Annotated in this window: 22 protein-coding genes and 1 tRNA gene; 14 read left to right on the top strand and 9 right to left on the bottom strand. The window is 71.0% G+C overall.

The features are described 5' to 3' along the window. Positions 1-50 precede the first annotated feature (50 nt). Positions 51-1,550: a hypothetical protein gene (locus ACO07H_RS22860; protein ID WP_422018451.1), complete on the top strand. Its 1,500-nt coding sequence runs from the start codon at positions 51-53 to the stop codon at positions 1,548-1,550. A 23-nt stretch (positions 1,551-1,573) separates the two neighbouring features. On the opposite strand, the gene glcF is transcribed toward ACO07H_RS22860, so the two are convergent. From glcF to ACO07H_RS22830, 6 genes are read right to left on the bottom strand one after another with little or no spacing between them, the layout of a single operon-like run. Beyond that, positions 1,574-2,827 carry a glycolate oxidase subunit GlcF gene (gene glcF, locus ACO07H_RS22855; protein ID WP_422018450.1) on the bottom strand — a complete coding sequence of 418 codons (1,254 nt, stop codon included), beginning with the start codon at positions 2,825-2,827 and terminating at the stop codon, positions 1,574-1,576. Further along, complete coding sequence (glcE, locus tag ACO07H_RS22850) at positions 2,827-3,909, bottom strand: glycolate oxidase subunit GlcE (protein WP_422018449.1); 1,083 nt, start codon at positions 3,907-3,909, stop codon at positions 2,827-2,829. Before glcE ends, glcF begins: the two co-directional genes overlap by 1 nt. After that, positions 3,906-5,384 (bottom strand): FAD-linked oxidase C-terminal domain-containing protein, encoded by a 1,479-nt coding sequence (locus ACO07H_RS22845; RefSeq protein WP_422018448.1) that lies wholly within the window; start codon positions 5,382-5,384, stop codon positions 3,906-3,908. The genes glcE and ACO07H_RS22845 overlap by 4 nt, the downstream gene beginning before the upstream one ends. Further along, entirely contained in the window at positions 5,381-6,172 is a 792-nt protein-coding gene (locus tag ACO07H_RS22840; protein WP_422018447.1) for a PhaM family polyhydroxyalkanoate granule multifunctional regulatory protein, read from the bottom strand. Before ACO07H_RS22840 ends, ACO07H_RS22845 begins: the two co-directional genes overlap by 4 nt. A gap of 41 nt (positions 6,173-6,213) precedes the next feature. Further along, positions 6,214-7,131, bottom strand: a complete 918-nt coding sequence (locus tag ACO07H_RS22835) for a TraB/GumN family protein (RefSeq protein WP_422018446.1) — start codon at positions 7,129-7,131, stop codon at positions 6,214-6,216. Further along, positions 7,128-7,613, bottom strand: coding sequence for a retropepsin-like aspartic protease family protein (locus ACO07H_RS22830; RefSeq protein ID WP_422018445.1), 486 nt, complete (start codon positions 7,611-7,613; stop codon positions 7,128-7,130). The genes ACO07H_RS22835 and ACO07H_RS22830 overlap by 4 nt, the downstream gene beginning before the upstream one ends. 62 nt (positions 7,614-7,675) lie before the next feature. Here ACO07H_RS22830 and ACO07H_RS22825 point away from each other — a divergent pair, with 62 nt between their 5' ends. From ACO07H_RS22825 to ACO07H_RS22805, 5 genes are all read left to right on the top strand, one after another. Continuing rightward, positions 7,676-8,143, top strand: coding sequence for a DUF6265 family protein (locus ACO07H_RS22825; RefSeq protein WP_422018444.1), 468 nt, complete (start codon positions 7,676-7,678; stop codon positions 8,141-8,143). Next, positions 8,140-8,616, top strand: a complete 477-nt coding sequence (locus ACO07H_RS22820) for a BON domain-containing protein (RefSeq protein ID WP_422018443.1) — start codon at positions 8,140-8,142, stop codon at positions 8,614-8,616. The genes ACO07H_RS22825 and ACO07H_RS22820 overlap by 4 nt, the downstream gene beginning before the upstream one ends. Positions 8,617-8,665: 49 nt before the next feature. Further along, positions 8,666-9,493, top strand: a complete 828-nt coding sequence (locus tag ACO07H_RS22815; protein WP_422018442.1) for a DUF6279 family lipoprotein — start codon at positions 8,666-8,668, stop codon at positions 9,491-9,493. Between the two features lie 92 nt (positions 9,494-9,585). Next, positions 9,586-10,848: a glutamate-5-semialdehyde dehydrogenase gene (locus ACO07H_RS22810; RefSeq protein WP_422018441.1), complete on the top strand. Its 1,263-nt coding sequence runs from the start codon at positions 9,586-9,588 to the stop codon at positions 10,846-10,848. A gap of 114 nt (positions 10,849-10,962) precedes the next feature. Further along, on the top strand, positions 10,963-11,430 hold the full coding sequence (locus tag ACO07H_RS22805) for a YybH family protein (protein WP_422018440.1): 468 nt from the start codon (positions 10,963-10,965) through the stop codon (positions 11,428-11,430). A 126-nt stretch (positions 11,431-11,556) separates the two neighbouring features. Here ACO07H_RS22805 and ACO07H_RS22800 read toward each other — a convergent pair whose 3' ends face one another. Further along, positions 11,557-13,140 (bottom strand): DUF4139 domain-containing protein, encoded by a 1,584-nt coding sequence (locus ACO07H_RS22800; protein WP_422018439.1) that lies wholly within the window; start codon positions 13,138-13,140, stop codon positions 11,557-11,559. Between the two features lie 55 nt (positions 13,141-13,195). On the opposite strand from ACO07H_RS22800, the gene queC reads away from it, so the two are divergent. Both queC and ACO07H_RS22790 read left to right on the top strand, forming a co-directional pair. Beyond that, on the top strand, positions 13,196-13,900 hold the full coding sequence (gene queC, locus ACO07H_RS22795; RefSeq protein WP_422018438.1) for a 7-cyano-7-deazaguanine synthase QueC: 705 nt from the start codon (positions 13,196-13,198) through the stop codon (positions 13,898-13,900). After that, positions 13,897-14,442 (top strand): LemA family protein, encoded by a 546-nt coding sequence (locus tag ACO07H_RS22790; protein WP_422018437.1) that lies wholly within the window; start codon positions 13,897-13,899, stop codon positions 14,440-14,442. The genes queC and ACO07H_RS22790 overlap by 4 nt, the downstream gene beginning before the upstream one ends. Before the next feature lie 15 nt (positions 14,443-14,457). Here ACO07H_RS22790 and ACO07H_RS22785 read toward each other — a convergent pair whose 3' ends face one another. Both ACO07H_RS22785 and folE read right to left on the bottom strand, forming a co-directional pair. Next, positions 14,458-14,880 (bottom strand): BLUF domain-containing protein, encoded by a 423-nt coding sequence (locus tag ACO07H_RS22785; protein ID WP_422018436.1) that lies wholly within the window; start codon positions 14,878-14,880, stop codon positions 14,458-14,460. A 2-nt stretch (positions 14,881-14,882) separates the two neighbouring features. Then, positions 14,883-15,575, bottom strand: coding sequence for a GTP cyclohydrolase I (gene folE, locus ACO07H_RS22780; RefSeq protein ID WP_422018435.1), 693 nt, complete (start codon positions 15,573-15,575; stop codon positions 14,883-14,885). Positions 15,576-15,617: 42 nt separating this feature from the next. On the opposite strand from folE, the gene rsmB reads away from it, so the two are divergent. From rsmB to ACO07H_RS22750, 6 genes are all read left to right on the top strand, one after another. Next, the gene (rsmB, locus tag ACO07H_RS22775) at positions 15,618-16,958 is read left to right on the top strand and encodes a 16S rRNA (cytosine(967)-C(5))-methyltransferase RsmB (protein WP_422018434.1); all 1,341 of its coding nucleotides are present in this window, start codon (positions 15,618-15,620) and stop codon (positions 16,956-16,958) included. Further along, a complete protein-coding gene (locus ACO07H_RS22770) occupies positions 16,959-17,522 on the top strand; it encodes a DUF4390 domain-containing protein (RefSeq protein WP_422018433.1) in 564 nt (187 codons plus the stop codon). Next, complete coding sequence (locus tag ACO07H_RS22765; protein WP_422018432.1) at positions 17,519-19,810, top strand: ATP-binding protein; 2,292 nt, start codon at positions 17,519-17,521, stop codon at positions 19,808-19,810. The genes ACO07H_RS22770 and ACO07H_RS22765 overlap by 4 nt, the downstream gene beginning before the upstream one ends. A gap of 6 nt (positions 19,811-19,816) precedes the next feature. After that, on the top strand, positions 19,817-20,515 hold the full coding sequence (locus tag ACO07H_RS22760; protein WP_422018431.1) for a response regulator: 699 nt from the start codon (positions 19,817-19,819) through the stop codon (positions 20,513-20,515). A gap of 90 nt (positions 20,516-20,605) precedes the next feature. After that, positions 20,606-20,681, top strand: a tRNA-Phe gene (locus tag ACO07H_RS22755). A 132-nt stretch (positions 20,682-20,813) separates the two neighbouring features. After that, positions 20,814-21,431, top strand: coding sequence for a hypothetical protein (locus ACO07H_RS22750; protein WP_422018430.1), 618 nt, complete (start codon positions 20,814-20,816; stop codon positions 21,429-21,431). Positions 21,432-21,481 lie beyond the last annotated feature (50 nt).

Genomic DNA, 21,481 nt, shown 5'->3' with positions numbered 1-21,481 from the left:
GTGCCTCTTTGAAGACGCCTTGGCGGCCCCGCGCGCACGCTGCTCTGGCGATGCTGGCTGCCGGCGCCCTGGCGCTGCCCTGCCAAGGCGCGCCGGTGCCGGATGCGGCGCCGACCGAGACGTCGAGTCTGCAGCGCAACGACGCCCGGCTGATGCTGGATTACCAGACCGTTCGCGTGCCGGGCGACAGCCCCATCGACCTGATGGGCTTTCACGTCTACATGCCGGTGGCCGACGGCATCTCCGTCGGCGCCGGGTTGCTGGCGCCGCTCGTCTCCGGGCGGTACGGCGGCTTCATGGGCGCCAGCGTGGGCGTTCAGGGTCGGCTGCGCCTCGGCGGCCCCGTCGTGGCGCTGGCGGCCCTGTCAGCGGGCGGCGGTGCCGGCGGGCGCAGCCCCGAGCATGCCAAGCAGTTGTCCGGCACGGGCAGCTTCGTGCGCGGGCAACTGGCGCTGGGCTACGACGCCGGCGACTTCACGGTCGGCGCCGGCGTGTCCAGGCTGAAGTTCCGCCGCTCGCTGATCGACAACAGCCAGCTCAACGTCTTCCTGGACATCCCGTTCAGCTACCTCAGCGGCTCGTATGCAACCCGCGGCCAGCCGCTGTCGCCGGCAGACGACCAGCGCGCCGCCCGCGAGATGGGCGAAACCATGCTGAGTTTCTCGCTCGACAACTACCGCCAGCTCAACGCCAAGGGCAGCTACCAGGGCACGGTGCGCACGGGCGAGTTCCAGTTCTCGCACTTCCTCGCGGCGGACTTGTACTGGTTCGCCAACTTCGCCAGCGCGTACAGCGGCCTGCCGACGTACAACCAGCTCACGGGCGGCCTGGGCTGGCGCTGGCGGCCCGCGCCTGCCTGGCGGCTCTACGCGCAACTGGGCGTGGGATCGGGCGGCTACGCCCCCGAGCAGATCGACACCGGGCCCGGCCTGCTGGTCTATCCCAGGCTCTCGGCCGAGTACGGCCTGACCCGGGACCTCGGCTTGGCGGTCTCGGCGGGCTACCTCACCGCGCCCAAGGGCAGCTCCCGCAACCCGACGTATGGCCTGACGCTGACGCGCCACCTGCGCTCCGGGCAAGGCGACGACAGCGCCGGGCCGGCCCTCTACGAAGGGCTGCGCATCACATTGCTGCACCAGACCGACGCGCAACTGCGCTACCGCGACGTGGACCGGCCGGCGCTGCACATGCTGGGCCTGCAGATCGACATGCCGGTCAGCGACCGCTGGTACCTGCCGCTGCAGGCGTCGGCGGCCTACACGTCCTACCTGGGCTACCCGGGCTATGCCGAGATCTTCGCGGGCGTGGGTGTGCAGACGCACCTGGCGCCCGGCGAGCGCGTGCAGGCCTTCGGGCAGCTGCTGGCGGGCGCCAACGTGCATGGCAAGGGCGGCAAGGCCGGCGCTGGCGTGCGTTACGTGCTGGACGACCGCCTCGCGGTGAGCCTGAGCGGCGGCCGCATCGAGGCCCGCAGCAGCGGCGGCGGGCGCTACAGCGCCAACAACATCGTCGTCGGGCTGGACTACCGGTTCGCCGTGCCGGCTCGGTGACGCGCGGTTGACCCGTTGGCAGGTCAGCCCGCCATGCCCACGCCGCGCAGCGCATCGTCCAGCACCTCCACCCAGTGCCGCACGGGCGTCGCGGTGCCGCTTTGCAGGTGCTGGATGCAGCCGATGTTGGCCGACACGATCTGCGTGGCCTGCAGCGGCGCCAGCGCGGCGAGCTTGCGGTCGCGCAGCTGGTGCGACAGCTCGGGCTGCAGCACCGAGTACGTGCCCGCCGAGCCGCAGCACAGGTGGCTGTCGGTGGGCGCGCAGGCGATCTGGAAACCCAGCTCGCGCAGCGACGACTCGACGCCGCCCTTGAGCTTTTGCGCATGCTGCAGCGTGCAGGGCGGGTGGTAGGCCAGCGAGCCGGCGCGGGCCTTCAGGCGCGGCTTCAGCGCCGGCACCAGGTCGGGCAGCAACTCGCTCAGGTCCTTCGTCATCTCGCTGATGCGCTGCGCCTTGTCGGCGTAGGCCGGGTCGTGCGCCAGCGCATGGCCGTAGTCCTTCACCATCGCGCCGCAGCCGGAGGCGTTCATCACCAGCGCTTCCACGCGCTCGCCGCGGCCCGACACCAGCGGCCACCAGGCGTCGATGTTGCGGCGCATCTCGCCCAGCGCCGCGTCGCGGTCGCCCAGGTGCTCGCGGATCGCGCCGCAGCAGCCGGCGCCGTCGGCCACCACGGTCTGGATGCCGGCCGCGTCCAGCACCCGCGCCGTCGCGCTGTTGATGTTGGGCAGCATGGCCGGCTGTACGCAGCCCAGCAGCAGCGCCACCTTGCGGTTGAGCTGGCGCGTCGGCCAGTCGTGCGCGGTGGCGGGCGGCTTGGCGGGCACCTTGTCCTTCAGCGACGCCGGCACCAGCGGCCGGAACATCTGGCCCAGCTTCATCGCCGGCTTGAACAGGGGCGACGTCAGCCCCTCCTTCAGCAGCCAGCGCACGCGGCGCTCACCGGCCGGGCGCTCGACCTTGGCATCGACGACACGCCGGCCGATGTCCACGAGGCGCCCGTACTCGACGCCCGACGGGCAGGTCGTCTCGCAGTTGCGGCAGGTCAGGCAGCGGTCCAGGTGCAGCTGCGTCTCGCGCGTGGGCGTGGCGCCTTCCATCACCTGCTTGATCAGGTAGATGCGGCCGCGCGGTCCGTCCAGTTCGTCGCCCAGCAGTTGATACGTCGGGCAGGTGGCCGTGCAGAAGCCGCAGTGCACGCAGCGCCGCAGGATGGCCTCGGCATCGGTGCCGTCGCGGGTGCCGGCGAATTCGGGGGCAAGCGTGGTCTGCATCAGAGGTTGGGATAAAGGCGGCCGGGGTTGAAGACGCCGTGCGGGTCGAAGCTGGCTTTCAGGCGCCGGTGGATGGCGGCCAGCGGCGCGCTGAGCGGCGTGAACACGCCGCAGCCCTTGTCCAGCGCGCGGAACAGCGTCGCATGACCGCCCACACTGGCGGCCGCCTCGCGCACGGCGGCCGGCTCCAGCGGCGTGACGACCCAGCGCTGCGCGCCGCCCCATTCGATGAGCTGCTCGCCGTGCAGCTTCAGCTCCGGCGTCGTGCTGGGCAGGCTCAGCCGCCACAGCCGTGCCCCGCCGGCCACCGCGCGCTCGGCGCCCACGAAAAACTCGTCGGCCTGGTCGCGCAGGCCGGTCCAGAACGGCGCGGCCATGTCGTTGGGGATGACGTCACCGCCCAGCTTGCGTGCCGCGGCGCCCACCGCCGCGTTCGCGCCGGCCAGGCGCAGCAGCAGCGCGCCGTCCCACCAGGCACTGGCCTCGATGGGCAGCGGCTCGCCGCCCCAGCGGTTCAGCGCCATCAGCGCTGTCGCCTGGTCGAACTCGAAGCGCAGCGTGGCGGTCGCGGCGGGCAGCGGCAGCACCTTCAGCGTGACCTCGGTGATGAGACCCAGCTGGCCCAGCGAGCCGGCCATCGCGCGGCTGACGTCGAAGCCGGCAACGTTCTTCATGACGGTGCCGCCGAAGTGCAGCAGCTCGCCGTTGCCGTTGATGACGACGGCGCCCAGCACGTGGTCGCGCACCGAGCCCAGCGCGGCGCGGCTGGGGCCGGACAGGCCGGCCGCGACCATGCCGCCGACCGTGCCCTGGCCGCCCGAACCGCCCGGAAAACGCGGCGGCTCGAACGCGAAGCGCTGGTGGTGCTGCGCCAGCAGCGCCTCCACGTCGGCCAGCGGCGTGCCGGCCAGCGCGCTGACGAACAGCTCGCTGGGTTCATAGGCGGTGACGCCGTTCAGTGACAGCGTCGACAGCACCTCGCCAGTGGGCGTCTCGCCGTAGAAATCCTTGCTGCCGTGGCCGGTGAAGCGCAGCGGGGCGCGTGCGTCACGCAAACGCGCTTGCAGGTCGTCGAACTTCAAAACCGCTCCAGCTCAGGGAATGCCAGCAGGCCGCGCTTGACATGCATGCGGCCGTACTCGGCGCAACGGCTCAGGCTCGGGATCTGCTTGCCCGGGTTCAGCGTGCCGTCGGGGTCGAAGGCGCGCTTCAATGACAGCATCTGCGCCAGCTCGTCGGCGCTGAACTGCACGCACATGGAGTCGAGCTTCTCGATGCCCACGCCGTGCTCGCCGCTGATCGTGCCGCCCAGCGCCACGCTGCGCTGCAGGATCTCGGCGCCGAACTGCTCGCAGCGGTGCAGCTGGTCGGGGTCGTTGGCGTCGAACAGGATCAGCGGGTGCAGGTTGCCGTCGCCCGCGTGGAAGACGTTGGCGCAGCGCAGGCCGTACTTCTTCTCCATCTGCTGGATGTCGAGCAGGATGGTGGCCAGGTGCTTGCGCGGGATGGTGGAGTCCATGCACATGTAGTCCGGGCTGATGCGGCCACTCGCCGGGAAGGCGTTCTTGCGGCCACTCCAGAACTTCAGGCGCTGCGCCTCGTCGGCACTCACCTGGCAGCGCGTCGCGCCGTGCGCCTGCAGCACCGCCTCCATGCGCTCGACCTCCTCGGCCACCTCCTCCGGCGTGCCGTCGCTCTCGCACAGCAGGATGGCCTCGGCGCTCAGGTCATAGCCGGCGTGCACGAAGTCTTCCACGGCCGCCGTCATCGGCTTGTCCATCATCTCCAGCCCGGCCGGGATGATGCCGGCCGCGATGATGGCCGCGACCGCGTCGCCGGCTTTGCGCACGTCGTCGAAGCTGGCCATGATGCAGCGCGCCAGCTGCGGCTTGGGCACCAGCTTGACGGTGACCTCGGTGACGACGGCCAGCATGCCTTCGCTGCCGACCACCAGCGACAGCAGGTCCAGCCCCGGCGCGTCCAGCGCCTCGCTGCCGAACTCGACGGGCTCGCCCGCCACCGTGAAGCCGCGCACGCGCAGCACGTTGTGCAGCGTCAGGCCGTACTTCAGGCAGTGCACGCCGCCGCTGTTCTCGGCGACGTTGCCGCCGATGGTGCAGGCGATCTGGCTGCTCGGGTCGGGTGCGTAGTACAGGCCCAGGGGCGCCGCAGCCTCGCTGATGGCGAGGTTGCGCACGCCGCACTGCACGCGCGCCGTGCGGGCCAGCGGGTCGAGGTTGATGATCTTGTTGAACTTGGCCAGCGCCAGCGTCAGGCCCACCTCGTGCGGCAGCGCGCCGCCGGACAGGCCCGTGCCGGCGCCGCGTGCGACGACCGGGAAGCCCAGCCGGTGGCAGGCCTTCAGCACGGCGGCGACCTGCTCTTCGGTCTCCGGCAGCGCCACGGCCAGCGGGCGCTGGCGGTAGGCGCTGAGGCCGTCGCACTCGTAGGGCGTGGTCTGCTCGGCATGGTGCAGCAGCGCATGCGCCGGCAGCAGAGGTGCCAGCGCCGCGACGAGCGCAGCGCGGCGGGTGGCGAGGTCGATGGGGGCGTTCAAGGCTTGCGGCGGGTTGGGGTGGGGCGCGGCTTGGCGGCCGTGCGGGCCGCGGGTTGGGCGGCGCCGGCCTGGGTCGCCCGCTTGGCGGCCGGCTTGGCCGACCCGGCGGCCAGGCCCTTGGCGACGCTGCCGACCACCGCGCCGGGCACCGTGGCCGCGCGGCGCAGCGTGTCGCTGGCGGCGTCGAAGCTCTGCTTGACGAGGTTGCCGGCCAGGTTCTTGGCCGCGTCGGTCGCCGTGTCCTTCATGGCCGACGCAGCGAGTTGCGTGAACTGCTGGCTCAGCGCCGTCCACCATTGCGTGGGGTCGATGGCTGCGGTCGGGGCGGCGGCCGGTGTCGCAGCGGCTTTGGCGGCCTTGGCCGCGTCCCCCGCGGTCTTCACGGCATGGGCGGCCGTCTTCACCGCCGTCTTGGCGGCGGCCTGGGCCATGGGGGCCGCAGCGGCCAGGATCTCCGGCGGGATGGCGGGCCAGGCCGCGCCCTCCGCGCTGGCCGGCAGCTTCAGGCTGTCGCGCAGGTCCGCCAGCGGCACGTTCATGGATTGCAGCGTGGACAGCGTCATGCGCTGCACCTCCAGTGCCTGGATGGTGACGGCCAGCATGCGCGCGTTCTGCTCCAGCCAGAACTGCACGGTGCGCAGCTCCTCGATGCGCTTGGACAGTTCCTCCGGGTTCAGCGTGGGCGCCACCCATTGGCCGATGCCGGGCAGCGCCGAGCCGGCGTTTTTCACGAGGCCTTGCAGGAATTCGAAACCGGGCACGAACTTGGTGAAGCTGTTGTCGGTCATGTCTTGTCTCCTGTGCAGACCCAGCGGGCCGCGCCGCCATCCTACTTGTTGGGCACCAGCAGCTGCACGTCGAAACCCCGCTCCGCCAGCAGCCGCGGCAGCGCCTGTGGTCCGCTCATGTGCAGCGCGCCCACGGCCACCAGCAGCCGCTGGCCGGCCCCGTGCAGCGCGGCGATGCGGTCGGCCAGGTTGCCGTTGCGGTCGTCGTTGACGCGCTTGAGCCAGGCGCGCTCGGCCGGCGTGCCGGTGCAGCCGCACCAGCGCGGGTAGTCGGCCAGCGCCTTCAGGTCGCCGCGCGACCAGGTGTCGGCCAGCCGGCGCATCGGTGCCCGCACCTGGCCGCGCTGCAGCTGCTTCAGCGTGCCGTCGACGACCGACGGCAGCTCGGCATCCTGAGGGAGCAGCGCGGCCAGCTGCTCCTCCACGCTTTCCAGCGACTGCACCGGCCGGCCCTCGGCCTTGGCGCGGGCGAGCAGCATCAGGTCCTGCCCGTGGCCGGCGTCGAAGCCGTCGCGCCGCGCTTCCATCAGCATCAGCGTGGACAGCTGCAGCATGGTCGGCAGCGCGCTCAACGCGCCGGCTGGCAGGCAGGCCGCGCGCGCTTGCGCCTGCACGCGGCGGGCCAGCGGCGGCGGCAGCGGTTCGCCCTGTTTCATGGCGGCGAGCGCGGGGCCCACATCGGCCGGGTCCAGCTCCACGGCCAGCACCTCGGTCGCGTCCCACGCCGCGCGCAGCGCCGGGCCGGGATAGGCCCAGTCGGCCTTGCCGATGTGCAGGCTGCCGAACAGGTAGCTGCTGTGCCCATCGCGGCTGATGCGCCACAGCAGGCCGCGGTCGGGGGCCTGCGCGGCCCAGCGCGTGGCCTGCTCGGTCGTGGGGGCGGCCGGCGCGGGCGGGCAGGCGGCCAGGGCGCTGCCGACCAGCAGCGCAGCGCTGAATGCGAGGACGGTGCGGATCATGGGCTGGGTTCGATGCGGAGTTGGCCGGGCTTCTGGCTGAAGTGCAGGCGGCCCAGCACGTCCATGCCCAGCAGCGGCGCGGCCAGGTCGGGCAGCACGGTCACGGTCAGCTGGTCGGCCCGCACGCCGCCGTCCAGCGTGATGTCGGCCCGGGCGATGAAGCCGCGGGCGGCGCCATTGGCCGTCTGCGTGCGCACGGCACCCAGCGGCTTGAGGCCGGCGCGCTCGGCCAGCCCCTGCGGCAGCGCCGTGACCGTGGCGCCGGTGTCGACCAGGAAGTCCACGGCGACGTTGCCGACCCGGCCGGGCCAGTGGAAATGGCCATCATCGCCGCGCGACAGCACGATGGCACCGCCCGCCAGCTGGAACCGGCTGGCCGCCCGTTGATGCTCCCAGGCCTGGAAGCCGAGGAAGAGCACGAGCGTCACCAGCAGCCAGATCGTGATCAGCTTGAGGCTGTGCGGCAGTTCCTTGTGGGGCACGGGCGGCAGTGGCAGGGTTTGCGCGGGCTCACACCATAACCGGCCCGACCAGAATGGACGGCATGAAGCGCTGGTTCACCTTGCTGCTCGCTGCCTGTTCGCCGTTCGCGCAGGCGCAGGCCGACCCGTTCGCGCCCGTGGCCTGGCTGGCCGGCTGCTGGGTGCAGCAGGGGCGCGAGGCCGGCTCGGTGGAGCAATGGACGGCACCGGCCGGCGGGCTGATGCTGGGCATGGCGCGCACGCTGAAGAACGGTCGCGCCACCGAGTTCGAGTTCATGCAGATCCGCGCCGATGCCGCGGGCCGGCTGACCTTCATCGCCCAGCCCCAGGGCCGCCCGCCGACCGAGTTCGCGCTGCTGCGCCAGGGTGAGGCCGAGGCCGTGTTCGAGAACGCCGGGCACGACTTCCCGCAGCGCGTGCGGTACCGCCGCGACGCCGCGGACCGGCTGACGGCGCGCATCGAGGGCCGCGTGGGCGGCCGGGAGCGCGGCATCGACTTCCCGATGCAGCGCACGGCCTGCCCGCCGTGAACACGCTGCTCATCGCACTGCTGCTCGCAGGCGCCAGTGCCGACGACCTGCCGCTGAACCGTTTCAACGACCCCTTCGAGGCGTTGTCGTCGGACATTGCCGGCTGCCCCGAGCCGCTGGGCCCGCGCACCACGGCCGCCGAGGCCCGCGCGCAGGCCCACCACCGGGCCGAGCGTGGCACCAGCTGCTGGCTCCAGGGCGAGTGCAGCGAGCCCAACGCCTACCGCTATGACGCCGGCATCGCGGCCGCGTTGCGCGGCGTGCTTTCGGGCGCGGCTGCACTGCACCCGAGCAGCCTGTGGCTCACCGTGCAGGGGCGGGTCGTCTACCTGGAGGGCTGTGTCGAAAGCGCCGCGCAGGCCGCCGCGCTGCAGGCGTTGGCACGTGGCGTGCCCAACGTGCAGCAAGCCGTCGCGATCATGCGCATTGGCCCCGGCGCCCGGCCGCCTTACCGGATGTCCGACGTGAGATGAAGGCTTTGGCGGACAGGGGTTCGCGGCCGGCTTTGGCACCATCGGGGTCATGCGGTTGATCCAACGATTCATGGCCTTCGCCGCGGCAGCTTGCCTCGTCGTGCTCGCAGGCTGCTCCAGCCTGACGCTGGCCTACAACCAGCTGCCCACGCTGGCAGGCTTCTGGGTGGACGGCTATCTGGACCTGGACCGCAACCAGAGCCGGCTGTTGAAGCAGCAACTGCAGGCCTGGCAGGCCTGGCACCGCCGCGAGGAGTTGCCTCAGGTCGTGGCGCTGCTGCGCCAGGCGCAGGGCGCGCTGGAAGGTGGCGTGACGCCCGACGAACTGGCGGCGCTGGAGCGTGGCGCACGCGCCAGCATGGAGCGCAGCCTGCAGCAGGCCGCGCCGCTGGCCGCGCCGCTGCTGGCCGGCCTGCAGCCCGCGCAGTGGCAGCACCTGCAGAAACGCTTCGACAAGAAGCTGGCCGAATGGCGCGAGAAGCAGTCCGGCGACGACGGCCCGGACGAACGTGCCGACAAGTACGTGCAACAGCTGGAGCGCTGGCTGGGCGACGGCCTGACGCGCGGCACCAAGCGCCAGGCGCGCGCCGATGCGGTGGCGTGGAAGACGGACATCCCCGCGCTGGCGCAGGCCCGCGTGGCGCGCCAGGCTCAGACCATCAACGCCCTGCAGGCCTGGGCACGGCAGGACTACGCCACCGGCACGGCGCTGCTGATGCGCAACACGCAGCCCATGCCGGCCGAGCAGGCGTACCACGACCAGATCGTCGCCACGCTGCTGAAGACGCTGAACGGCCTGAGCGCGGCCGAGCGCCAGGCCGTGCGGGCGCATTGGGTGGACTGGGCCGCCGAGCTGCACAAGCTGCAGGCCGGCTGAGCCGCCGCGCTTTCGGGGCGCGCGAACCGGGCGCGTCGAGCGGCGATGGCTGGCCCGCAGGCGCGGGTGACGGCGTCGGCGAAAATCCGGCCATGTCGCCGACCACCGCTCTCGCCAGTTACATGGACGACCTCGGCCGCGCCGCCCGCGCCGCCGCCACGCAGATGGCCGCCGCGCCGACTGCCGCCAAGAACGCCGCGCTGCTGGCGCTGGCGCGCCGCCTGCGCGACGCCGGCCCGGCGCTCGCCGAGGCCAACGCGCGCGACCTGGCCGGCGCCCGCGAGCTCAGCGGCCCGCTGCGCGACCGCCTCAAGCTCGACGCCAAGACGCTGGCCACCGTGGCCGAGGGTTGCGAGCAGATCGCCGCCATGCCCGACCCCATCGGCGAGATCACCGGCGTGAAGCGCCGCCCCAGCGGCATCAGCGTGGGGCAGATGCGCGTGCCGCTGGGCGTGTTCGGCATGATCTACGAGAGCCGCCCCAACGTGACCATCGAGGCCGCGTCGCTGGCCATCAAGAGCGGCAACGCCTGCATCCTGCGCGGTGGCTCCGAGGCCATCCACTCCAACCTCGCGTTGTCCGAGATCGTTGGCGCGGCACTGGAGGAAGCCGGCCTGCCGCGCACGGCGGTGCAACTCGTCAACACGACCGACCGCGCCGCCGTAGGCCTGCTGATCAGCCAGCCGCAGTGGGTGGACGTCATCATCCCGCGCGGCGGCAAGGGGCTGATCGAGCGCATCTCGGCTGAGGCCAAAGTGCCCGTCATCAAGCACCTGGACGGCAACTGCCACAGCTATGTGGATGCCGAGGTGGACCTGGACCTCGCGGTCAAGGTCGTCGACAACGCCAAGACGCAGAAGTACAGCCCCTGCAACGCGACCGAGTCGCTGCTGGTGCATGCGGCGCAGGCGCGGGGCTTCCTGCCGCGCATCGCCGAGGTGTTCGCGGCCAAGGGCGTGGAGATGCGCGGCTGCGGCCGCACGCGCGCGCTGGTCCCGCAGGCCGTGGCGGCGACGCAAGAGGACTGGTCCACCGAGTACCTCGCGCCCGTCATCAGCATCAAGGTCGTGGACTCGCTGGACGAAGCCATCGCCCACATCAACCGCTACGGCTCGCACCACACCGACGCGATCCTGACGACCCATCACCCGAACGCGATGCGCTTCCTGCGCGAGGTCGACTCCGCCAGCGTGATGGTCAACGCCAGCACCCGGTTCGCCGACGGCTTCGAGTACGGCCTGGGCGCCGAGATCGGCATCTCCACCGACAAGTTCCACGCCCGCGGACCGGTGGGCCTGGAGGGGCTCACGTCGATGAAGTGGGTGGTGCTGGGGCAGGGTGAGGTGAGGGGCTGAACGGCGTGACCGGCGGCACATGCCCGCCTGGTGTGCAGCGGAGATGATCGAGGCCGCGCGTCGGCCGGCGCGCAGCCTTCGCGGTACGCACGCGTCCCATAACGCCCGCCCCTCATGAACAAGCACCGTCTCGCTGCAGTCGTCGTCCTCTGTGCCGCACTCGGCGCCAGCACCTGGGCCCAGCCCCTGCCCACCGTGGCGCTGCCGCCAGACATCGCGCGAGTGCTGCAGGACTATGCCCGCGCCTGGCAGGCCAATGATCCGGTGGCACTGTCGCAGCTGTTCACGGCAGACGGCATGGCCCTGCCCAGCGGGCAACCGGCGGCGCAGGGCGCACAAAGCATCCGCAAGGCCTATTCGCAAGGCGCCGGTTCACCGTTGAGCCTGCGGCCCATTGCCTACGGCGCGTCGGGCGAACTGGCCTACGTCATCGGCAACTGGGGGCCATCGGCCGACCGCCCGGATTTCGGCAAGTTCACGCTGGTGCTGCGGCGCGGCGCGGACGGGCGCTGGTTGATCGTGTCGGACATGGACAACGCCAACACGCCGCCGTCGCCGCCGCTGCGCCCGGCAGGTGGCTGAAGCTCGGCAGCTTGGGGTGAACTCAGTGAACCCCAACGCATCCTGCTGATCGGGCACTTGCCGTCCGCGTGAGGCCCCGCCGGGGAGAAATCCCGGCATGGGCCTTGGCGGCAGACCAGCGCAACCTCACCTCAACCCCGTCACCTGCGCCTCCTTCGGCGCGCTGATCACATAGTCGGCCGTGAACCGCTGGCTCTGCCCTGCTGCCAGCGGCAGCTCCCACAGCACCAGCCCCGGCTGCTTGCGCCAGGCCTGGGTCGTCGGCGTGGGGCTGAACTGGGCCTGCACCTTGATGTCCTCATGCTGCGACACCGGCGCGGCTTCGACGAGTTGCAGCGTCAACGACCCGGTCGTGTGCCGGTTCTCGACGACCCACGCGCGGCCGTACTTGTGCTCGGCCCGCGCGCCGATGAAGCCGGTGTTGCCGGCGTTGCGCTGCTCGGGTTCGATCTGTACGCGCACGGCGTCGTCGCGGCCGAAGGGGAGTTCCAGCCGCTCGTCGCCGGTGGCGACGTTGAGCGTGCTGCTGCCGACCAGCGCGCCGTCGCGCACCAGTTGCACGGCGCCGCGTGGCCAGGCCCCAGCGGGTCGCGCCAAGTCGGCGACGACATAGGCCGCCGCCTCGCTTTGCGGCTGCACGCGGGCAATCACCCTGGCCTGCAGCTTCTCGCCGCCCAGCGCCAGGCTGGCGCGCTGCGTGCCGCTGTCGATGGTGACGCGCAGCGGCAGCACGAACTCGGTGGCGTAGCTGCCCTGGAAGACGCTGAGGTCGAAGCGCTCCTGTTCGGGTTCGCGCACTCGCGAGCCTTCTGCCATCACGGCCATGGCCGCCGGCGCCGGTGCCGGCGCATAGAGCCTGCGCGCGTCGGCCACGGCGGGCGGTGTCGGCGGCTGGATGTTCAGCTGCCACGGCCACGGCAGTGTCTGCCCGACCTTCTGCGCCACCTGCGCGGTGGACAGGCGCAGCTTGACGTTCTTCCAGTCCTCGCCGCTCTGCTGCGACACCTGGGCCAGGCGCTCCAGCGCCAGCGCGCCGGTGGCCGTGTCCAGCAGCGCGCGGTAGCTCGGCGCCCAGCCGGCCTGCGTCACGCGGTAGCTCAGCTTCAGTTCGGCCTCGCGCGCCGTGGACAGCCGCAGGCGCAGGCTGCGCCATTGCGGGTTGGCCTGCGTCAGCCGCTCGCGTTCGCCCTGCAGCGGGGCGATCTGCTTGTCCAGCTCCTCCAGCTGGCGGCGGATGGCGGCCTGCCGCAGCAGGGCGTCCTGCGCCGTCTTGCGGATGCTGTCGGCCGTGGCGGCGATGCCGTTGGCCGGCGTCGACCTCGCCTCGCCCGAGCCCAGCGCCTTGAGGTAGCCCAGGCTGGTGTCCAGCGCGCTCGACTCGGCGACCAGCCCGTCGCGCTGGCCCTCCAGCTTGCGCAGGTTGTCGTCCAGCGGGCTGTGCGCGCACTCGGGCACGCGCTCGCGCGGCAGCGTCTCCAACTGCACCGGGCCGAGGTTGACGCCGGCCGGCGCGTCGATCTGCAGCGAGTCCGCATCGAAGCGGGCCGACAGGCAGTTCAGCACCAGCTCGCGCGCGCCGGCCGCCACCGTGGCCAGCCGCGTGACCTGGGCGCCGCCGGGGTAGACAAGCACCTCGTCGATGCGGCTGGGCGACTGGGCCAGCGCCAGTGCGGGCGACAGCGCGACGATCAGCAGGGGCGTTCTGTTCATGGCGGAGAGGGCCGGCGGGCCGCTGTGGACGAGAGGCAAAGGTAGCATCCCGCCCATGAACGACTCCCGCAAAGCCCTGGTGCTGTTTTCCGGCGGCCAGGACTCCACGACCTGCCTGGCCTGGGCGCTGGACCGCTACGCCGAGGTGGAGACGCTGGCGTTCGACTACGGTCAGCGCCACCGCATCGAGCTGGACTGCCGCAACACCGTGCGCGCCGCCATTGCTGCGCAGTTCCCGCAGTGGGCCGGCAGGCTGGGCGCGGACCACCTGCTGGACCTGTCGGTGCTGGGCCAGATCAGCGACACCGCGTTGACGGACGAGCGCGCCATCGAGATGCAGGCCAACGGCCTGCCCAACACCTTCGTGCCGGGCCGCAACCTGCTGTTCCTGACTTTCGCCGCGACGCTGGCCTACCGGCGCGGCGCGTCGGTGCTGGTGGGCGGCATGTGCGAGACCGATTTCTCCGGCTACCCGGACTGCCGCGACAACACCATGAAGGCCATGCAGGTCGCGCTCAGCCTGGGCCTGGACACGCCCATGACGCTGGAGACGCCGCTGATGTTCATCGACAAGGCGGCCACCTGGCGCCTGGCTGAGGGGCTGGGCGGGGAGGCGCTGGTGAAGCTGATCGTCGAGGACACGCACACCTGCTACCTCGGCGAGCGCGGCGAGTTGCACGCCTGGGGCCATGGCTGCGGCCACTGCCCGGCGTGCGAGCTGCGGGCGCGGGGGTTCACGCAGTACCGGGCCGGCGCATGACGCCGTGGGGCTGGCTGGGCGTCGTCGGTGCGGCGCTGCTGTTCTTCTGGGGCGTGGGCGCCTACAACCGCCTCATGTCGCTGCGCAACGCCATCGGCGAGGCCTTCGTGCAGCTCGATGCGCACCTGAAGGACCGCGCCGAGGTCTGCGACAAGCTGCTGGCCGCCGTGTCGCCGCGCCTGCCCAGCGAGCAGGCCACCTTCGACGCGCTGGCCAGTGCGCAGGCCGAGTCCCAGGCAGCGACGCAGGCCTCGCGCGCCAAACCCTGGGCGCCCGACCCGGTCGGCACGCTGGCGGTCGCCAGCGCACTGCACGCGGCCGCGCTGACGCGGCTGCTGTCGCTGCTGGACCACCAGGCCGAGCTGCGCAGCGAGACCGCCATCGACGGGCTGGTCAGCGAGCTCAAGCTCATCGAACGCCAGCGCGCCTTCGCCCGGCAGGTCTTCAACCAGGCCGTGGGCCAGTACAACGAGGCGCTGCACCAGTTCCCGACGCGGGTGCTGGCGAATCTTTACGGGTTCAGCGAGGCGCGCTCGCTGTGAAGCGGGGGCGGCGGCTCAGCTGACCGCGATCGCGCCCGAGGCGCACATCTCGCGGAACAGCGCGCTCATGGCCGTGCCGCTCATCGCGTAGGGGTCCAGCTTGCCGGTTTCGGAGTACTTCAGCAGCAGGGCCGGGTTCAGGCGCTGCAGGTTGACCTGGCCCATGGTCCAGCCGGCGAAGCCGCGCTCGGTGATTTCCTCGTAGGCCAGCAGGATGACGTCGCGGTGGCGCGGGTCTTCGACGATGCGCTTGTAGCGCGCGTTGACCGCGTTGCGGCCGCCTTCGAGCACCTGCACGAACACGCCGTCGGTGAAGCACAGCAGGCCCGTGATGCCCTCGGCCGGGTTGTGCTCGCGCGAGGCCTTGAGGATGGCGGCGAGGTCGCCGTCGGCGGGCGCCGCGGTGGCGCGGCTGGCATACATGAGTCGAACCAGCATGGTCAGCCCTTGGAGATGAGAGAGAGGAACTCGCGGCGCAGGTTGGCGTCCTTGAGGAAGGCACCGCGCATGACGCTGTTGGTCATCTTGGACTCGCTGTCCTTGACGCCGCGCCAGTGCATGCAGAAGTGGTCGGCCTCCATCACCAGCGCCAGGCCGTCGGGCTGCACGCGTTCCTGCAGCTCGTTGGCCAGCATGGTGACGGCCTCTTCCTGGATCTGCGGGCGGCTCATGATCCAGTCGCACAGCCGTGCGTACTTGGACAGGCCGATGAGGTTGGAGTGCTCGTTGGGCAGCAGCCCGATCCAGACCTTGCCCATGATGGGGCACAGGTGGTGGGAGCAGGCGCTGCGCACGGTGATGGGGCCGACGATCATCAGCTCGTTGAGGCGGCTGGCGTTGGGGAACTCGGTCACCGTGGGCGGCGCCACGTACCGGCCCGCGAACACCTCGCGCAGGAACATCTTGGCCACGCGCCTGGCGGTGTCCTGCGTGTTGTGGTCGCTGTCGGTGTCGATCACCAGGCTCTGCAGCACGGCCTGCATCTTGGCCTGCACCTCGGCCTGCAGCGCGTCCAGCTCGCCGGGTTCGATGAAGTCGGCGATGTTGTCGTTGGCGTGGTGGCGGCAGCCGGCCGACACCAGGCGGTAGCGGATGCGCTCGGAAACGGGGGCGTCTTGGGCGGGGGCGTTCATGGCGAGGGATTGTGTCGCCAAGGCCGCTCCTACACTGGCGTGATGTCCCAAAGCCCCCAATCAGCCGGCTTGAGCGCGCCGCTGCACCGGCTGCTGTCGCAGGCGGCCGATGCCGTGCAGGGCGTGCGCGACGGGCGCTCGCTGACCGACCTGCTGGCCAAGGTGCCTGCCGACCTGCGCCCCGGCACGCAAGCGCTGGCCTTCGCCGCACTGCGCCGCCTGGGTGGTGCCGAGGCGGTGCGCCGCCAGCTCGCGCCCAAGGCGCCACCCGCGCGCGTGGACGGCCTGCTGCTCGTCGCGCTCGCGCTGCTGTGGCCCGACCCCGAACCCGCGGCCACGCCGATGTACGCGGACCACACCCTCGTCGACCAGGCCGTGCACGCCATGAAGACCCGCGCGCCGGCCAGCGCGGCCTTCGTCAACGCCGTGCTGCGCCGCTTCCTGCGCGAGCGCGACGCCCTGGTGGCCGCGGCCGAGCACACGCCGCAGGGCGCGTTCAACCACCCGGCGTGGTGGATAGAGAAGCTGCGCCAGGACTGGCCGGCGCAGTGGCCGGCCATCCTGGCCGCCAACAACCGCCCGCCGCCCATGACGCTGCGCGTGCACGCGCAGCGCAGCAGCGCCGCGGCCTATGTCGAGCGGCTGGCCGGCCAGGGCATCGCCGCACGCGTGCTGGGGGCGTCCGCGCCGCAGGCCGTCGTGCTGGACAAGCCCGTGCCCGTGTCCGCGCTGCCGGGCTTTGCCGAAGGCCTGGTGTCGGTGCAGGACGCGGCCGCGCAGCTCGCCGCGCCGCTGGTGCTGGGCGGTGGCCTCAGGCCCGGCGCCCGCGTGCTCGATGCCTGCGCGGCCCCCGGCGGCAAGACCGCCCACCTGCTGGAGTTGCAGCCCGACCTGCAGCTCACCGCGCTGGATGCCGACGCGCTGCGCCTGACGCGCGTGCAGGACACCCTCAACCGTCTCGGCCAGCAGGCAACGCTGAAGGCCGCCGACGCCCGCCAGACGGCCACTTGGTGGGACGGCCAGCCCTTCGACGCCATCCTGCTGGACGCGCCGTGCAGCGCCTCCGGCATCGTGCGCCGCCACCCGGACGTGCGCTGGCTGCGCCGGCCCGACGACATCACGGCGCTGGCGCAGGTCCAGGCCGGGTTGCTGGATGCGCTGTGGCCGCTGCTGGCGCCGGGCGGCCGGCTCGTGTACGCCACCTGTTCCGTCTTCCGTGCCGAGGGCCAGGCCCAGCTCGACGCGTTTTTGCAACGCCAGCCTGACGCGAAGTCGCACCCCGTGCCAGGGATCACCGGGCACCTGCTGCCCCTGGCTGACAATGCCCCGCAAGCCCAGCCGCCCCTGGACGGCTTCTTCTACGCCTTGCTGGTCAAACCCTAGTTGCTCGCCCGGATCGTCATTGCCGCCTGCTTCGCCGCGCTGCTCGCCCTGCTCCCCGGGTCGGCGCGGGCCGACGGCGTCGAGCTGGCGCAGATTTCCGCACGCAAGGCCGAAGACGGGCTGGAGCTGAGCTTCGCTACCCGGTTCGAGCTGGGCCGCGCCGCCGTGGACGCGCTGCACAAGGACGTGCCGCTGTACTTCGTCGCCGAGGCCACCGTGCTGCGCAGCCGCTGGTACTGGCGCGACGCCCGCGTCGCGCGCGCCGAGCGCACCTGGCGGCTGAAGTGGGATTCGCTGACGCGGCAGTACCGCGTCTCCACCGGCGGCCTGCACCAGAGCTTCGCCACGCTGGACGAGGCGCTGACCGTGCTGCGCGGGCAGAGCGCCTGGCGCATCGCCGAGCCCAAGGACCTGGACGACAGCGGCGGCTACTACCTGGAGTTCAGCTACAAGCTGGACGCCACCCAGCTGCCGCGCCTCATGCAGATCGGCGGGCTGCAGTCCGGCTTCGCGCTCAGCGTCGAGCAGAAGCACTACTTCGCGCCCGACTTCACACTCAAATGAGCAGAGCCGCGCGCTGGGGCTGGGTCATCACGGGGGTGACCCTCATGGGCGTTTCCGGTGTGCTGGCGTTCCTGCTGTCCATCGGCTCGACCAACGAGCGCGGCTTCTTCGAGCGGCACTACCACTGGCTGTACTGGGTCAACGTGGCCGTCGCGGCGGTGCTGACGCTGGTGATCCTGACGGCCGCGGTGCGGCTGGTCGTGCGCGTGCGCCGCGGCCGCTTCGGCAGCCGGCTGCTGCTCAAGCTCGCCAGCATCTTCGCGCTGGTGGGCGTGGTGCCCGGCGTGATGATCTACGCTGTCTCCTACCAGTTCGTGAACCGCAGCATCGAGACCTGGTTCGACGTGAAGCTGGCCAGCGCGCTGGAGGCCGGCCTGAACCTGGGCCGCGGCACGCTGGACGCGATGGTGTCCGACTTGGGCAACAAGACACGCGACGCCGCCGACCAGCTCGCCGACGCCAGCGGGCCGCAACTGCTCGCCATGGAGCGCCTGCGCGACAAGCTGGGCGCGCGCACCGTCGCCGTCGTGGGCGGCAAGGGCCAGATCCTGTTCGAGAGCGGCGGCGACACCCGCCAGCTCACCCCCGACCGCCCCAGCGACAGCATGCTGAGCCGCGCCCGCGGCGGCAGCGCGGTCAGCCAGCTCGAGGGCCTGGAAGACGAGGCCATGGCGCTGCAGGGCGGCGCGCAGATCCGCGCGCTGGCGCTGCTGCCCAACAGCGAGCTGCGCCTGGGCCTGGGCGAACGCTACCTGATGGTGGTGCAGCGCATCCCGGCCAGCATGCTCGCCAACGCGCTGGCCGTGCAGACCGCCAACAGCGAGTACCAGCAGCGGTCTCTCGAGCGCGTGGGCCTGCGCCGCATGTACCTGGGCACGCTGACGCTGGTGCTCATCCTCGCCACCTTCGCCGCGCTGCTGCTGGCCGTCACACTCGGCAACCAGCTCGCGCGGCCGCTGCTGATGCTGGCCGACGGCGTGCGCCGGGTGGCGCAGGGCGACCTCTCCGCGCGCCCCGTGCTCGCCACGCGCGATGAACTGGGCGGCCTGACGCGCTCGTTCGCCGACATGACCGGCCAGCTCGCCGACGCGCGTGCGCAGGTGCAGCGCAGCGTGGCCGAGCTGGAGAGCGCCCGCACCCATTTGCAGACCATCCTGGACAACCTGACCGCCGGCGTGCTGGTCTTCGACGCCGACGGACACCTGGAAACCGTCAACCCCGGCGCCACGCGCATCTTGCGGTTGCCGCTGTCGGCCTGCATCGGCCGGCCGCTGGCCGAGCTGCCGCAGCTCGCGGGCTTTGCCGTGTCGCTGGACCAGCGCTTCGACCAGGCCCTGGGCGCCACCGACCCCGGCGAGCGCGGCATGGAGCGCGAGCTGTGGCAGGAGTCGTTCGAACTGCAGCTCGACCCCAAGCAGGACCCGCTGACGCTGCTGGTGCGCGGCGCGCCGCTGCCGCAGGGGGCGCGCCTGGTGGTGTTCGACGACATCTCGGAGGTCGTGTCCGCCCAGCGCTCGGCGGCGTGGAGCGAAGTCGCGCGCCGGCTGGCCCACGAGATCAAGAACCCGCTCACGCCCATCCAGCTCTCGGCCGAGCGCATGCAGCACAAGCTCGAAGCCAAGCTCGAGGGCGCCGACCAGGCCATGCTCGTGCGCTCCGTGGCCACCATCGTCAATCAGGTGCAGGCGATGAAGCAGCTCGTCAACGAGTTCCGCGACTACGCCCGGCTGCCGTCCGCGCAGCTGCACCCGCTGGACCTCAACGCGTTGATCCAGGAGGTGCTCAGCCTCTATGCCGAGGCGCAGGAGCGTGAACACCTGTTCGCCGAGCTCGCGCCCGGGCTGCCGCACATCAAGGGCGACGCCAGCCAGCTCCGCCAGGTCATCCACAACCTCGTGCAGAACGCGCTGGACGCCGTGCACGAGCGCCCTGACGGCCGCGTGCTGGTGCGCTCGGCGCTGGCGCTCACCGAGGCCGGCACGCCGCGTGCGGTGCGCCTGCAGATCATCGACAACGGCCCCGGCTTTGCCGAAAAAGTGCTCAAGCGCGCCTTCGAGCCCTACGTCACCACCAAGGCCAAGGGCACCGGCCTGGGCCTGGCCGTCGTCAAGAAAATCGCCGACGAACACGGCGCCCGCATCTCCTTGCGCAACCTGCATCCCATTGCCGATGCGGGTTCTCCCTCCGACGAGGAGTTGGAGCCGCCCGTGATTGGCGCGCAAGTTTCGCTATCATTTTCGAATCTGACGCCCGCCACCGAGCCCGGTGCACCAGGCGCCAAGACCTAAGGATTCATGGCCACCATTCTTGTTGTCGACGACGAGCTGGGCATCCGCGCCCTGCTGTCAGAAATCCTCAGCGACGAGGGGCACACCATCGAGCTTGCCGAGAACGCCACCCAGGCCCGGGCGGCGCGCGAGCGCATGCGCCCCGACCTCGTGCTTCTCGACATCTGGATGCCCGATGTCGACGGCGTCACGCTCCTCAAGGAGTGGGGCAGCGCCGGCCTGCTCACCATGCCCGTCATCATGATGAGCGGCCACGGCACCATCGACACGGCTGTCGAGGCGACCAAGTTCGGCGCCATCGCCTTCCTCGAAAAGCCCATCACGCTGCAGAAGCTGCTGCGCGCCGTCGAGCAGGCCCTCGTCAAGACCGCGCCGCCGCGCCCGGCGCCGGCCGTTCCGGGCCTGCCCAGCTACAGCCGCCCCGAGCCCGGCCTGACGCAGTCCGTGCCCAGCCACAGCGTGGCGCTGAGCAGCCACATGCCGAGCGGCAACTCGCTGGCGTCCGAGCAGAGCTTCGAGCTCGACCGGCCGCTGCGCGAGGCCCGCGACGCCTTCGAGAAGAGCTACTTCGAGTTCCACCTCGCCAAGGAAAACGGCTCCATGACCCGTGTCGCCGAGAAGACCGGCCTGGAGCGCACCCACCTCTACCGCAAGCTCAAGCAGCTCGGCGTCGACCTGACCCGCAACAAGCGCGGCGGCGGCTGACGCGCGGCACTGATCGCATCGGCGGCGCATTTGCCTGTGCTATAGTCGCGGACTCGCTGAACGGCTCCAAGCCGATCGGCAACAGACCAAGGCCTGGTAGCTCAGTTGGTAGAGCAGCGGATTGAAAATCCGCGTGTCGGTGGTTCGATTCCGCCCCAGGCCACCAAGAATTATCAAGTGCGACAAGCACTGAGACGAAAGCCCCGCATAGCTTGCTATCCGGGGCTTTTCTACAATCGGCTCAGACTTCTACAAAAGCTAGACGCGTCTGTGCTCAGGTTGCGCGGGGAGGTAGCTGATGACGATGCAAGCAATGAGCTGGTCAACCCTCAGGGCGCTCAGCGTGAATCGCGCAATCCATTCGGCCAGCGTGTGGGCACTCGTCGTCCCAGTGACGGCCAAGCTGATGGAGCACGCTCAGGACGTCGTTACGGTTGAGGTTCTAGGCCATCGACTGCCGTTGCATCTGGCCCTGCCTTTCAGCTGGAAGGTGCTCTTCGTGGTCGCCGTGGTGTTCATGCTGGCAAACCTGGTCGTCGCTGCCAGATGCCCCAAGTTGCTCGGTGAGACGAAAAGCTATCGGGAATTCAGTCAGCAGCAGCGCACTGCCTATGAGCTGCTTCAGGTCTTTGAAGCCATGCCGGCTTCTGCACAGCAGCGCTTTGACGTGAACCAACAGCTCTCAAACCTTTTGAGAGCCACCACGAACCATCGGCTGAGGCGTGACACCGTGCGCCGCGAGCAGGTGGCGGCCGATGACGATGCGTTGCCAACCATCTACGAATATGCGCGCCAATATCTCGACCAAACTCATCCTGCCATGCGTTGGATTGCCTCGCTGCTTTACATGTCTGGCTTCATCGGATTTGCGCTGCTACTCGCCCAGAATGTTTGTTTCGTCGCCGCGCATTGGTAGCTATGGCTGAGTTCTTCGCGTTGTCGGGTGCATTGCAGGCCACGATGCTT

Source organism: Roseateles sp. (assembly GCF_965229315.1).
Classification (GTDB): domain Bacteria; phylum Pseudomonadota; class Gammaproteobacteria; order Burkholderiales; family Burkholderiaceae_C; genus Pelomonas.
The sequence above is the reverse complement of the archived record's forward strand: the minus strand, read 5'-3'. Positions and strand labels throughout refer to the sequence as shown.

Bases quoted from the DNA above. Each gene is read 5' to 3' on its own strand.
- ACO07H_RS22825 (WP_422018444.1), top strand. From the start codon at position 7,676: ATGAAGCGCTGGTTCACCTTGCTGCTCGCTGCCTGTTCGCCGTTCGCG.
- glcF (WP_422018450.1), bottom strand. From the start codon at position 2,827: ATGCAGACCACGCTTGCCCCCGAATTCGCCGGCACCCGCGACGGCACC.
- ACO07H_RS22800 (WP_422018439.1), bottom strand. From the start codon at position 13,140: ATGAACAGAACGCCCCTGCTGATCGTCGCGCTGTCGCCCGCACTGGCG.
- ACO07H_RS22765 (WP_422018432.1), top strand. From the start codon at position 17,519: ATGAGCAGAGCCGCGCGCTGGGGCTGGGTCATCACGGGGGTGACCCTC.
- ACO07H_RS22810 (WP_422018441.1), top strand. From the start codon at position 9,586: ATGTCGCCGACCACCGCTCTCGCCAGTTACATGGACGACCTCGGCCGC.
- rsmB (WP_422018434.1), top strand. From the start codon at position 15,618: ATGTCCCAAAGCCCCCAATCAGCCGGCTTGAGCGCGCCGCTGCACCGG.
- ACO07H_RS22805 (WP_422018440.1), top strand. From the start codon at position 10,963: ATGAACAAGCACCGTCTCGCTGCAGTCGTCGTCCTCTGTGCCGCACTC.
- ACO07H_RS22760 (WP_422018431.1), top strand. From the start codon at position 19,817: ATGGCCACCATTCTTGTTGTCGACGACGAGCTGGGCATCCGCGCCCTG.
- ACO07H_RS22790 (WP_422018437.1), top strand. From the start codon at position 13,897: ATGACGCCGTGGGGCTGGCTGGGCGTCGTCGGTGCGGCGCTGCTGTTC.
- ACO07H_RS22860 (WP_422018451.1), top strand. From the start codon at position 51: ATGCTGGCTGCCGGCGCCCTGGCGCTGCCCTGCCAAGGCGCGCCGGTG.
- ACO07H_RS22750 (WP_422018430.1), top strand. From the start codon at position 20,814: ATGACGATGCAAGCAATGAGCTGGTCAACCCTCAGGGCGCTCAGCGTG.
- ACO07H_RS22835 (WP_422018446.1), bottom strand. From the start codon at position 7,131: ATGATCCGCACCGTCCTCGCATTCAGCGCTGCGCTGCTGGTCGGCAGC.
- ACO07H_RS22785 (WP_422018436.1), bottom strand. From the start codon at position 14,880: ATGCTGGTTCGACTCATGTATGCCAGCCGCGCCACCGCGGCGCCCGCC.
- ACO07H_RS22815 (WP_422018442.1), top strand. From the start codon at position 8,666: ATGCGGTTGATCCAACGATTCATGGCCTTCGCCGCGGCAGCTTGCCTC.
- folE (WP_422018435.1), bottom strand. From the start codon at position 15,575: ATGAACGCCCCCGCCCAAGACGCCCCCGTTTCCGAGCGCATCCGCTAC.
- queC (WP_422018438.1), top strand. From the start codon at position 13,196: ATGAACGACTCCCGCAAAGCCCTGGTGCTGTTTTCCGGCGGCCAGGAC.
- ACO07H_RS22840 (WP_422018447.1), bottom strand. From the start codon at position 6,172: ATGACCGACAACAGCTTCACCAAGTTCGTGCCCGGTTTCGAATTCCTG.